The following is a 12,126-nucleotide window of genomic DNA, read 5'->3' as shown; positions in this document are numbered from 1 at the left end:
AATTTGTAAAACTTATAAATAAAAGAACCAAGAGAAAGAAGCTATTTAATGGGTAAATAGATATCGGTTATTAATTCATGTTCGTTTACATCATGTATGAAATTAACATAATGAAAGAATACGGGGAAATCGCGACACTGTGCATCGTGTTTTGGTAACCACTCTTTATATAAATAGTACACATTGGCCGCTAAGTCATCGCGGCTGCCTATGTCTCGAATAACGGCGCAACGTCCAGCGGGAATAATTTTAGTAGTAATATTATCGTCATTTTCAGGTACATCTTCTGTCACCGACCCACACAAATCGAACCGAAAATCCGCCGCCTTAACGACATTAGGATCAGCATAAGGAATACCGTAAGTGTTACTGCTTTTAATTGGTGACAAGCCAGTTTCTTTACGCCACGTCATAAATTTCAGAGCGGTTTCATAATGTAACTCGGGTGCACCGTGGTGTTCTAATGTTGCGACTTTTTGCGCTTTAAAATTAACTACTTTTACTTCCATTTTGCCACCAACCTTTTTATCTGCTTGTATTATTGGCGCGTGTTTTTTGTTATGCCACTGTTGCCATTTAGGCGATTTTCTAAACTCAGAAGGGCTTTGATCAAACTCTCGTTTAAATGCACGAGAAAATGCCTCTGCGCTTTCAAACCCAGCTTCAAAAGCAATGTCTATAATCTTCATATCAGCTTTGAACACCAACCTAAAAGATGCGCGTTTCAGCCGAGACATCTGAATGAATTTAATTAAATTAAGCCCCGCATAAGCCGAAAAAACACGATGAAAATGATATTTAGAAAAGCCCGACACCGCACTTAACCTATCCAAGGTTAACTCATCATCAAGGTGCTGATTAATGTAATCACAAACCCTAATAATATTTTGTTCGTAGTTATTCATTTAATATGACTTACCTTGCTGTTTTATTCGAGCGCTATTCGTTATCTAAAGCACTCTGTTTTATATGTGGTTCAGACGTTAATTTCAGATGAATTTTTACATGTTGCGGTAAGAAGTTCTTGATTAAAATTGCTACCTATTTAATTATTTTAGTTAATTAAATAGTATGTGTACGTTTATTGTTTAAGTTAATAATCATCTTGTCTCATATATACGTTCAATAATGCCACCAGATTTATAGCAAGAGATGAGGTGCGTATACGCCAGTAAATCAATAGCTTGAGAGTTCGTCTCTTCTTAAGCCAAGCACGCTCTTGCTTTCAACTGCTTCCGTTATCACAACGATAATTTCTGTTCTGTCTAATTGCCTCTCTTGCACTTGGTGCATAGAGAAGACAAAATTGCTCGCATTTCAATATGGTTATTACTGTGTGGGGTAGTGGTGATGAATTGGTCACATTTATGAAGATATGTTTCATTTGCTATGAAAATAATTTTCAATACAGATCACACATTTTCTCCATTTTATTTGAAGAAAATCTTCATACGTCTACTATCAAGGCGATCCAATGAATATTTTTACTCATCAAAAGAAATGAAATTTCTTTTAAAACAATTAATTAATGGAGAAGATATGAACAATATTTTTTCAGTGCTTCAACAAATCGGTAGGGCATTCATGCTGCCTATTGCCGTTCTCCCCATCGCGGGAATTTTGCTCGGTGTTGGTGGTGCTTTTACCAGTGGGCCACTCATCGAGACTTATAATCTAACCTTTTTAGCCCCAGGAACCGTGGCTAACCAGTTCCTAGTGTTGTGTTTTAAATCGGGTTTATTTGTATTTGCAAACTTACCGCTTTTGTTTGCGGTTGGTGTGGCTATTGGTATGGCGAACAAAAATAAGGAAACCGCTGCGTTATCGGCTGTATTAGGTTTTCTTCTATTCCATACCGTCATCGGTACGTTATTGGGCTTTCAGGGTCTTACACCTGAAACAACAACCGTTGACGCACTTATTGCTGCAGGCGCAACCCCAGACGGCGCGGTTGGTTTAACATCGCTGTACACGAAAGAACTAGGTATTTTTACACTTCAAACGGGTGTGTTTGGTGGTATCGTATGTGGTTTACTGTCGGCTTTTATTACCAATCGCTTCTCGAATGTCGCTCTGCCTGATTACTTAGCTTTCTTCAGTGGTAATCGTTTTGTGCCAGTGATGACCATGCTGCTCTTTATTCCTCTCGCCTTCTTTTTCCCCTTTATTTGGCCACCTATTTTTAAATCTATTATATTCGCAGGTGAAGCATTCTCTGCTATGGGATATATAGGTACTTTCTTCTATGGTTCATTAATGAGATTGCTGAATGTATTTGGACTGCACCACGCGATATACCCATTGTTCTGGTATACCGAGCTTGGCGGTGTTCAAGAAGTCGCGGGTGAATTCGTCTCTGGTGGGCAGAAAATTTTCTTCGCTCAACTCGCTGATCCAACCACTGTTCATTTTAGTTCAGAAGCGACGCGCACAATGACCGGCGGCTTCTTGCCAATGATGTTTGGTCTTCCTGCCGCCGCTTTAGCTATGTATCGCTGTGCGGATGATAAGAACAAAGCGAAAGTAAAAGGCATTTTGATTTCAGCCGCGCTTACTTCATTCTTAACGGGTATTACTGAGCCTTTAGAGTTTACTTTTCTGTTTGTTGCACCAGCACTTTACGCCATTCATGCGGTACTTGAAGGTGTGGCATATATGCTCATGCATATGCTCGATGTGGCGGTTGGTATAACGTTCTCTCGCGGTATTATCGACTTTACGTTCTTCGGCCTATTGCAAGGCACTGCGAAAACATCGTACCAATGGATTCTGATCTTGGGTCCGGTCTACGCTGTGGTTTATTATTATGTATTTAGCTTTATGATCCGTAAGTTTAACTATTCAACACCTGGTCGTAATGACTCGGACAACAAGCTTTACACTCGCAAAGATTATAATGGTAAAGACTCCGGTTTAATCGACGATATAGTAACAAACCTAGGCGGTGTAGAGAATATTGCTACGTTAGATGCTTGTATTACACGCTTGCGTGTAAGAGTAATAGACAGCGCATTAGTAACGGATGATGATGTTTGGAAATCATTGAATGCAAAAGGAGTGATTCGTTCTGGTGACGGCGTTCAAATAATATACGGGACCCAAGCTGAAACCTATAAGAATCAGATCATAGAAAAGTATAATCTATAGCAACTTATGAATAAATGAACCCAACGCCCGTTGGGTTCTTGTTTTTTTCGTAGCGACTTGAGTTATACTCGTAGCGAAAGAAAATAGAATGAAACTCATCATGAACACGCCTATTCAAACTAACATGCTCACTCGACTGCGTTATAACATTGACGACTACAGTCCCAAGCTCAAGAATGTTGCCAACTTTATTTTGTCAAACTCTGATAGTGTTCAGTATTTTACGATTACTGTACTTGCGAGAGAAACGGCAACGAGTGAAGCAACGGTTATTCGTCTTTGTAGAGATCTAGGGTTTAAAGGGTATTCTGATTTTCGCATGGCGTTGGCGATTGAGATTAATCAGCCACAAGCTCGTCAAAAAAAGACAAAACGCAGTGAGAATAGTGATTTGATTCATGTTGCCACTAAAAATGCGATGACTAGCTTGCAGGACACCAGTGATTTAATTGATAGAACGCAGGTTCAGCGCATCTGTAAATTAATCCATGAATCTAATAATATTTATTGTATGGGTGTCGGCGCGTCTAATGTAGTAGGTCACTACCTTTCTTACCGTTTAACACGTATTGGTAAATGCTCGATAATATTTGAAGACACACACATTGCTGCCATGCGCTCGGTTACATCTAAGCAAGGCGATATGTGGTTTGTAATATCAAGCTCAGGTTCTACTAAAGATGTTGTGTATACCGCCAAGAAAGCGCAAGGCCAACAGGTTCCCGTGGTTAGCTTAACGAACATTCGTCACAGCCCGCTTTCAGAAAATTCAGACGAGGTTTTAGTGGCGGCTTGTCCTGAAGGGCCGTTAACTGGCGGATCATTTGCCTCAAAAGTAAGCGCGTTGCTTCTGATAGATATTCTAATTAACCAGTTGGTGGATGAGTACGAGCAGTATTCAAAGGCGGTTACCGAAACTGCCGAAGTGACAATGCAATTTATGGTTTAACCAGCTATTGGGGGTCAGTTCACTCTGGCGTGAGAATGCATAAGTAACTTAAAGGCGAGAAGCACCTCGCAGCTCATCTTTTGTAATCATCTCATTCAAATAGTTAGTCATCGTTTTATTCTCTAACTCGTTTTTATCCGTGCAAGTAGCGTAAAGCGTCGACAGATAGTCGCGAGCGAGTAGGGGGGAGTTTGGTGTTGTTCAGGTTTGGCATTAGCAACTCAAACCTCTAAGCTCACCGTAATGTCTCTAGAGATACCTTAAAGTCTTCAAATTCTTGCTTTAATTTAGCGATATCACGTTTTGCCGTAGTGGCATAAGATAAACCAGCCACCCCAAAAATAAATCCTATAATACTCATAGCTTCCATAATGCTCTCCTAGTGAAGTAGTTATAACGCCGCATTATGCGGACAAAAATAGTGGGTTAAAATGTGTAGTAAATCGGAGCGTAATGTACTTTTTCTGTCATTGCTTTAAGCACTTTTTTCACATGGATATGATATCCATATCTTTGTTCATACAGGGATATACACTTTAAAGCCTCTTGTGCTGATGGTGCTATCAAAAATAATTTTTTACCCCCTCAACTACAAAAAACATTCACATTTTTACAAATAATATTCGATGGATCTGATCCATCGGAAGAGATTAAGAGTCGTCTAGTTTTCATCGTATTATATTTGCAATTAAGAAGACAACAGTAGTGGCATTTTCTGCACACTGCTTAGATCACATTTATATATCAACAGGACAAACATGATGAAAAAATTAATCGCTTTATCAATAACAACAGCTCTATCTGCAGGAGCTGTGTTTGCTAATGACATCGTAAATGACTCAGTAACGAATAAAGATGTTTACAATACTCATGAATTTTTCTTGCAAAAAAGCAACCGAGTTAAACTGCAATTTCCAATTGAGCAATCGAAATTTGCTTGGCAAAACCTAAGCCGTTTTTACCCTACTGCTCAAGTTGAGCGCGATGGCCCTGTTTATCAATTTCCATATAAGATCGATAATAAAATTGGTCAGATTGAAGCAACGGTACATGGGAAAACTAAAACATTAAACGACCATTTAGATTCTTATCCCGTTGATGCATTTCTCGTTGTGAAGAACGGAGAGATTGTCTTTGAACGTTACAACACGATGCGCAAAACTGACAAGCACAATTGGTTTTCAAACTCTAAAATCACAGCAGGTGTAGAGCTAGCTAAATTGGTAAACGAGGGCAAAGTTAACCCTAATGACCCAGTATCTCAATACATCCCAGAATTAAAAGGCTCTGATTGGGATACAGTATCAGTCATCGATACAGCAAACATGGCGACTGGTTTGAACGCAACTGAGCACGATGAACCAGAGGCGGACTCACGCACGAACCCCGACCAACCTTGGTTTAAATGGGCGGTATCCATTGGTGTATTTGACGGTGATGTTGACCAAACACCACTAGAAGTTTTAGCTGAAATGAAACGAAAGGCCCCGGCTGGTGAAACGTTCGAATATAACTCTATCAATACATTCGTAATATCTCGACTTGTTGAAAATGTACGTGGCCTACCGATGAATCAGATAATTAGTCGAGATATGTGGCAGAAAATGGGCGCAAACAATGACGCATACACGGTTGTTTCTCCACAGGGAGGATATCCATTGATGTTCTTCTCAATGAATACAACGATTGAAGATATGACAAAATTCGGCATGTTGTTCACTCCTTCAGCGGAAAAATTAGGCGATGGTGGCATAAGTACCGAAGTTATAAAGTTAATCCAAAATTCTGGTAACCCAGAAGCTTATGGTGGAGGTTATGTAGGTAAGATGATGGAAAACTCTTTTTACAACGACACTAACATCAAGAATGGGTATCAATTTGATGCAATCTTTGAAGATGGGGATCTATTCAAGGCCGGTGTTGGTGGACAAGGTGTTTACATTTCGCCAAATAAAGACTTAGTGATTTCTTTTTTCTCGACCAGCACTGGCAAAAACCAAGAAGAGACTTATGCCCGTGAGATTGCGAAATATTTTAATAATTAGCAATGTAAGATAACCGTTGTTACTCGACGGCCCGACCACTGAATGATTTAGTGGTTGAACATAACATGTTTTAAACTCTAAAAACGTCAGTCAATAGACTGGCGTTTTTTTTATGGTTAGTAAATTATGGGTAGGAAATAATGCCTACTCGTATCTACGACGTTCAATTTACTAATCGAAATGGTACGTTACGTCGTTACTCCCTGCCTCTAGCTATCTTGCCTCATTAACTGTTTATGCTAATTAACAGCACACTCGTCACGCCAAGCCCTGTCAAAAAACATGTACGCATAGACACTGAATAAATTACTTTGCGTCACCCCAACACAATAAATTGCCTAGGTCAGGAGTTATAAGCCACTGACTGTTTTCAAAACATATCTATCATTGTTTAAGCTTTAACAAAGACCAACTGAGAGGGAATTATTGCTGTAATTAGATCTACTGGTTGTGGTAATAGCGAATATAGAGGGGCGGAGCTACCATTCATTGTTAAGAAAGAAGGCAAACTCGAAACTAACGATACTACTAAGACTAGAACATGAATAGATTCGCTTTCACGCGGATGGTTTGTTTCTGAGCCATCAACAATGTGAAAACTACCGTATCGTAATGGTGATGACCTAGGCGCAGCTATAGCGAATGAAGAAGATTGAGATAAATACTAACATAAAGAATGTAGACAACATGGCATTCGGATTTATTTAAAAGCCTTAAAAACTAAATGGGTCAAACGTCTGTGCAATAGACGAGCGCATTCAGGCAAGGAAATCAAATCGTATAAATAATAAAAGGGGAGCCTGAAATAGCAAAAAGGTGAATGTCGCCATTCACCTTTTCAAACACATTATTAGCACAACCTAAATATTTTAGAAGAATACTTTGTATTGAAACCAAGCCACTGTATCGTCGATATCAATGCTTTGATTCGCTGACTTCATGCTTCCATAAGTGTTTTCCACCTTAAACTGGCCCCAACGCGTTTTGTCTGCGGAAAAAGGCGTTGCCGCAAGCAGCGTTGTTTTAACTGTGCTTGTTTCAATATCTCCGTTCATATAAGTAAATTCTGGATATGCAGCAAAATAGGTACCATCTGCACCCGGCTTCCATACTGCATAAGCTGCCGCCATACCACCAATAATACGGTTATCTTGCACACCAAAAGCGGATGTTGTGTCATCTGAGTACTCCCCCCCAAGTACAGCGGCACGCCCAAAAAAGGTCAGTGAATCAACCGGAGTTCTAAAAATAGCGACACCACCTGCCGCAGCCGTAGTAAAGCTAGTATTATCGATGATGTCCAATGATGCCGCTACCCGAGGTGTAACAGCATTATTCAAACTAAATACATGGAAATACTGAGCACGGCTATCCTTATACTTACCATCATTACCCATAGATCCTTCTAAAGTAACCATCGACATTTGACCGTTATCATAAGCGTATGATAATGCGCCAGATAACTTAATATCACCGTGGTTATTGGTTGCAACGTACATATTGGAACTAGCACGAGTCATGTCGGATGGATCGACTTCTTTTGCACCATCGCCAGCAAAAGCAGAAAGAGAAAGAGTAGCAAGTAAAGCGGTCGATAAAGCAGTCATTTTTGCGGTTGTCATGATGTTTATTCCTAATTGATTTAAGTTAAGTTGCCGTAGCAATGACGTAACTTTAACTAGGAAACTGATATCCACTAACTCTCTAACGAAGGGCTTAATCCATCATTAACACCAATACATAGTCGATTAGGGCTGAACTGGGAAGTATTTGTATAACAACGAAAATTTAAGTAAATAAAATTATCAAAAGACAGTCTTTAAATCTGGAGTGGCAATAAAAGTAGTAAGGGCTGTGTTGGCGAAAAAGCGCCGTGGTGCTAGTATTTTAACATCACTAAAAATGAACGTTACCGATAATATGAATTTTAGCCTAGAGCAGTTAACCACCTTCGTTGCCGTATATGAACAGCAGGCCTTCAGTAAAGCCGCTATAAAATTAAACAAGCATCGAACGACGGTTGGACAAGTGATCACTAATTTAGAAGATCAGTTAGCTATCACATTATTTGAGAGATTGAGCCGAACAGTAGAACCAACGGAAGATGCAGTTCTACTTTATCACTATGCGAAGCAGACATTAGAGCAAGCCAAAACCTTTGATAGATTTGCTTTGAGCCTATCATATGGAGGGTTAGAGTCGGTCACTATCGCCTATGCCAGTTTTTTACCTCATCACGTTGTCTCTAAGATACGTCGACAGTTATATGAAGACTTTCCATCCATGCGAGTTAATTTTCTGGTTAGAACGAAACCAGAAATCAAAGCGGGTATTGAAGACGGAAGCATACATTTTGGGATTGTAAATATATATGAAAGCAAAGTAATCAATAGCATCGATTTTACCTTTTTAGGGAATATGCCTTTCGTACCATTTGCTCATATAGGGAGTGACCTGTCTTCTTTGGCTCCCAACGAAACACTCTCGCTAATGAAGTCTTCACGCCAATTTGTGCTCAAGTCATTAGTTGATGACAAAATGACGGAAAAAGTCATTCTTTCCTCTCAACATGAGTATGTCGATCAATTGGCTGTGATTATTAAGCTTATTCAAGAAGACTTCGGCTGGGCGCTATTGCCAAAATCGATTACCGAGTCTGAATATGTGACTGACAATCTGGTGGCCATAAAATGTGACCAAATAAAACAAGAAATAATGGTTCCTATATCCCTTTGGTGCCCCCATTCAAAACAAATTTCCCAAGTAAAACAATCTATTCTTAAGGTTGCAGATTACTACATAAACAAATCTGTTTACTGAAAATCTAAACAAGAAATAAGGCACAACCGCAAGGTCATCTTGATCATCCCATGTTTGATGAATAGTTTTTTCAATCATGTGATATTCTGCGTCAGTTCCTGACTCAATACTATCACCTTGAAGAATAAGGAAATTAACTAAAGCATCGGCACTGGGAGCCATCACGTTTTCCTTAACGCCACCTTAAACGACAGTGACCGTGGTAGCCGTGTGGCTCAGTGCTCTAGTGATCGGATTTGAATATAAGTATTCCAACAGTGATTCGTCATATTTCAATACTTTTCGCTGTTCCTCCGTCATATGTGGCGCCATCGCCTCAAATGGCTCTCGTACCGAATTCGTTAGCGAAACTGGGAATGGGTTAGATTCTAGGGACATACACTTTAAAGCTCTAGTATTGAAGCAACTCTCTATTATCACTGAGTCTCTCGATGCGTTCGTCGTTCATTTTTAAGTGGGTATGATAAATTCTCGAATAAAAGCGATGAACATAGAAGAGGGTAGATAGAAACACGTATCAAAGCATTTAACGCTATTTACTGTATTGATATCTCTATACCTCGTTCAGATTGGTCTGTATGGGTGCTTAATCACATTGATCTTAGAAAGACGGCACGAATTAAAACGTACCGTGACTTTCTTATCGAAACCATCTCCAACAAACGGACCTTGTTTGAAGGTAATACCAATGCCTTCAGGTAATCAGTGCCTTTAAGAGTTCTCTTCCCTTCAACACGAACTAATTTCACGACACATTTTTACGTTGGGGAATTTGTTTATTCTGTTTTTTATGGTGTGTGTCCTCATTACATTACGTAAGCTTTCCCAATACCTATTTTTTCTTTTAAATGTTGCCAGAAAAGATTCAGTCTCTGCCAGTGAGTTGATACGGATAATAGTTATGACTTTAAAAGCCCACTACATAGACACTATCGCAATTCGCATTGACACATATACTCGTCTTGAAACTTACAAACTCTATTTTTTATTTTGATAGAAATAATCTGAAAGAAAATTGATAAAGGAGCGAATACTCTGAGGTTTGTGGTCGACATCTTTATAAATCATGTACATAGGTAATTTGGCATGTTGATATTGTTCCAATACTAATTTTAGCGTATTTAATTTCAGTTCTTCTTCTATCATCCATCTAGGCATTGCCGTTACACCCAGACCAAGCTTTGCCATCTTCACTAACATCTCAGGGTTATCACTCCTAATGCATTCATGTACTTTGATTTTTAATTCTTCTTTTCCATCATCGAATCGCCACACATTTGATGGTTTCGCCAAAGAATAGGTGAGGCATTTGTGCTGGTTCAAATCACTTGCTTTAACAATCAATGGGTTGTCGGCCAAATAGTCAGGGGACGCAAAGTAGACAAGCTCATTGTCCATTAACCACTTGGCTTTTAACCCTGAGTCTTTGAGGTAACTAGCTCGAATTGCTATATCAATATCGTCTTCAACTAAATTAATCAACTTGTCTGACACGGACACATCAACGGTTAAGTTCGGGTTCAAGTTCATAAATTCACTGAGTGGTGACGAAAGTAATTTCACACTAAATGCACTGGGAACAGAAAGCTTTAATGTACCAGAGACTAGTGTTTGTTCTTGCCTGAGTTGAGATTCGAATGTACTCAGCTCTTCCGTCAACTTTGTTGCTAACTTCAAATATTGCTTGCCACTGTTTGTAAGACTGATTGCGCGAGCATGACGATGAAACAAAGTAATACCAATATCACCCTCTAACCAAGCGATCTTCTTGCTAACAGCACTTTGGGTAGTATTGAGTTCATTTGCAGCCGCCGTAAATGTGCCGTGAAAAGCAACACGGGTGAAAATAGTTAGGCATTGAATTTTGTCCACGACCATTCCTAATGGGAATTATAACAAGTCAAATTTTAGTCTACTACTCACCTATTTGGAATGCTTAAATGGTTTTACTAAATTGATGCGGAGATAAAATTATGATGTTTATTCAAGGGTTGCTGATTGTATTCTTTCTATTTGCAAGTTCCATTAAAATACTGGGATGGGTAAAAGCCATATTCGAACCGCAGCTAGCATTCTTTCACAAGTATGGTCTCAATCGAGCTGCAATGTTTACTGTTGGGTTAGTTGAATTGACAGGTGCAATCGGAATGTTAGTGGGCATGGTCACAGAAGATTTGTTGGTAAGTGCTCTTGGTGCGAGTTTAATTACACTCACTTCAATCGGGGCAATTTTCTTTCATTTCAAATTTGATACCTGGAAAGACGCTATTCCTTCGATGGTAACATTGTTGCTTTCCCTATCGTTGATTTCACCGTTGCTCATATGATTATTCACTGTTAGCATGAGGAAAAGTAAGCTAAATGACTCGTTGCTGAAACGGTAAGTTAAACTATTATGAGATGATCTATGGAATCCACTCCTTCCTTTGCCAAGCTAGACTTAGGAGAATGAGATAAATACGTGGATTCCTATATGTTGAACAACAATATTATCGCTATCGACCTAGCTAAAAATGTTCTACAAGTCTGTCATATCAGTGTTCATGGTGAAATGCTTTCCAATAAACCTTTGAGCCGACAAAAAATGAAAGAGTTTCTTGCTAAGGCTAAACCTTCTATTGTCGCTATGGAAGGCTGCTGTGGTTGTCACTATTGGGAATAAGATTACGTTTCATTTTGTAGTGATTCGAGTGCCCACAATAAGATGTTTATAAGACAACCTATTGATTTATATAACGACTTCTTCTTTCAGCTCTGGCTCTTCTTTAAGTATGCTAAAAGGGACATACACTTTAAAGCTTTTGAGTATAACTCGATTTCTGTGACTTGAATCGCCACCGACTCATTTCTGGACATAAACGAGTTGGCCTATCGAGCAAAATCTACCCTTCAGAGAATTAAGCGACTCTCAAATAGTACAACGGCACCACTTTTCAGAGTGCCGAAGATGAAAGCTTTTGGATAATTCCGTGCATGACTCTAACAGTTCTATCTATCAAGCTATTGCATTTCTATCCAAGAGAATAAGCATGATTAGTCGATAAGTTTATATGGGTATTAATCAAGGTAATCTGGTGTGTGAAGGTAAGCACCACATTTGGTGCACTTGTAGTCACCACTTCCATAACCTGGATCGAGTGACGAAAACAAAAATTTAAGAAATCC

10 protein-coding genes and 1 pseudogene are annotated in these 12,126 nt (G+C 39.3%); 6 read left to right on the top strand and 5 right to left on the bottom strand.

The annotated features are described in order from the left end of the window. Positions 1-41: 41 nt before the first annotated feature. Positions 42-905, bottom strand: coding sequence for an AraC family transcriptional regulator (locus IUZ65_RS09890; protein WP_195703569.1), 864 nt, complete (start codon positions 903-905; stop codon positions 42-44). Positions 906-1,539: 634 nt separating this feature from the next. Between IUZ65_RS09890 and IUZ65_RS09885 the strand changes: the two genes are divergently transcribed. Together IUZ65_RS09885 and IUZ65_RS09880 are read left to right on the top strand one after the other, a co-directional pair. Next, the gene (locus IUZ65_RS09885) at positions 1,540-3,147 is read left to right on the top strand and encodes a PTS transporter subunit EIIC (RefSeq protein ID WP_195703568.1); all 1,608 of its coding nucleotides are present in this window, start codon (positions 1,540-1,542) and stop codon (positions 3,145-3,147) included. Between the two features lie 100 nt (positions 3,148-3,247). After that, a complete protein-coding gene (locus IUZ65_RS09880) occupies positions 3,248-4,096 on the top strand; it encodes a MurR/RpiR family transcriptional regulator (RefSeq protein WP_195705073.1) in 849 nt (282 codons plus the stop codon). A 235-nt stretch (positions 4,097-4,331) separates the two neighbouring features. Here the strand turns inward: IUZ65_RS09880 and IUZ65_RS23410 are convergent, their stop codons facing one another. Beyond that, complete coding sequence (locus IUZ65_RS23410) at positions 4,332-4,466, bottom strand: hypothetical protein (protein WP_269213760.1); 135 nt, start codon at positions 4,464-4,466, stop codon at positions 4,332-4,334. Between the two features lie 391 nt (positions 4,467-4,857). Between IUZ65_RS23410 and IUZ65_RS09875 the strand changes: the two genes are divergently transcribed. Continuing rightward, the gene (locus tag IUZ65_RS09875; RefSeq protein ID WP_195705072.1) at positions 4,858-6,141 is read left to right on the top strand and encodes a serine hydrolase domain-containing protein; all 1,284 of its coding nucleotides are present in this window, start codon (positions 4,858-4,860) and stop codon (positions 6,139-6,141) included. Positions 6,142-7,010: 869 nt separating this feature from the next. Here IUZ65_RS09875 and IUZ65_RS09870 read toward each other — a convergent pair. After that, positions 7,011-7,763, bottom strand: coding sequence for a hypothetical protein (locus IUZ65_RS09870; protein WP_195703567.1), 753 nt, complete (start codon positions 7,761-7,763; stop codon positions 7,011-7,013). Positions 7,764-8,061: 298 nt separating this feature from the next. Between IUZ65_RS09870 and IUZ65_RS09865 the strand changes: the two genes are divergently transcribed. Continuing rightward, positions 8,062-8,961 (top strand): LysR family transcriptional regulator, encoded by a 900-nt coding sequence (locus tag IUZ65_RS09865; protein ID WP_195705071.1) that lies wholly within the window; start codon positions 8,062-8,064, stop codon positions 8,959-8,961. A 183-nt stretch (positions 8,962-9,144) separates the two neighbouring features. On the opposite strand, the gene IUZ65_RS09860 is transcribed toward IUZ65_RS09865, so the two are convergent. Then, entirely contained in the window at positions 9,145-9,339 is a 195-nt protein-coding gene (locus IUZ65_RS09860; RefSeq protein ID WP_195703566.1) for a hypothetical protein, read from the bottom strand. Positions 9,340-9,939: 600 nt separating this feature from the next. After that, positions 9,940-10,833: a LysR family transcriptional regulator gene (locus tag IUZ65_RS09855; protein WP_195703565.1), complete on the bottom strand. Its 894-nt coding sequence runs from the start codon at positions 10,831-10,833 to the stop codon at positions 9,940-9,942. Between the two features lie 101 nt (positions 10,834-10,934). On the opposite strand from IUZ65_RS09855, the gene IUZ65_RS09850 reads away from it, so the two are divergent. Then, positions 10,935-11,288: a DoxX family protein gene (locus IUZ65_RS09850; RefSeq protein WP_195703564.1), complete on the top strand. Its 354-nt coding sequence runs from the start codon at positions 10,935-10,937 to the stop codon at positions 11,286-11,288. A 146-nt stretch (positions 11,289-11,434) separates the two neighbouring features. After that, a pseudogene (locus tag IUZ65_RS09845) lies at positions 11,435-11,617 on the top strand (IS110 family transposase); the annotation flags it as partial. Positions 11,618-12,126: the final 509 nt, after the last annotated feature.

Origin of the sequence: Vibrio sp. VB16 (assembly GCF_015594925.2) — a bacterium.
Taxonomy (GTDB): Bacteria; Pseudomonadota; Gammaproteobacteria; order Enterobacterales; family Vibrionaceae; genus Vibrio.
This window is presented reverse-complemented; position numbering and strand designations above follow the sequence as displayed.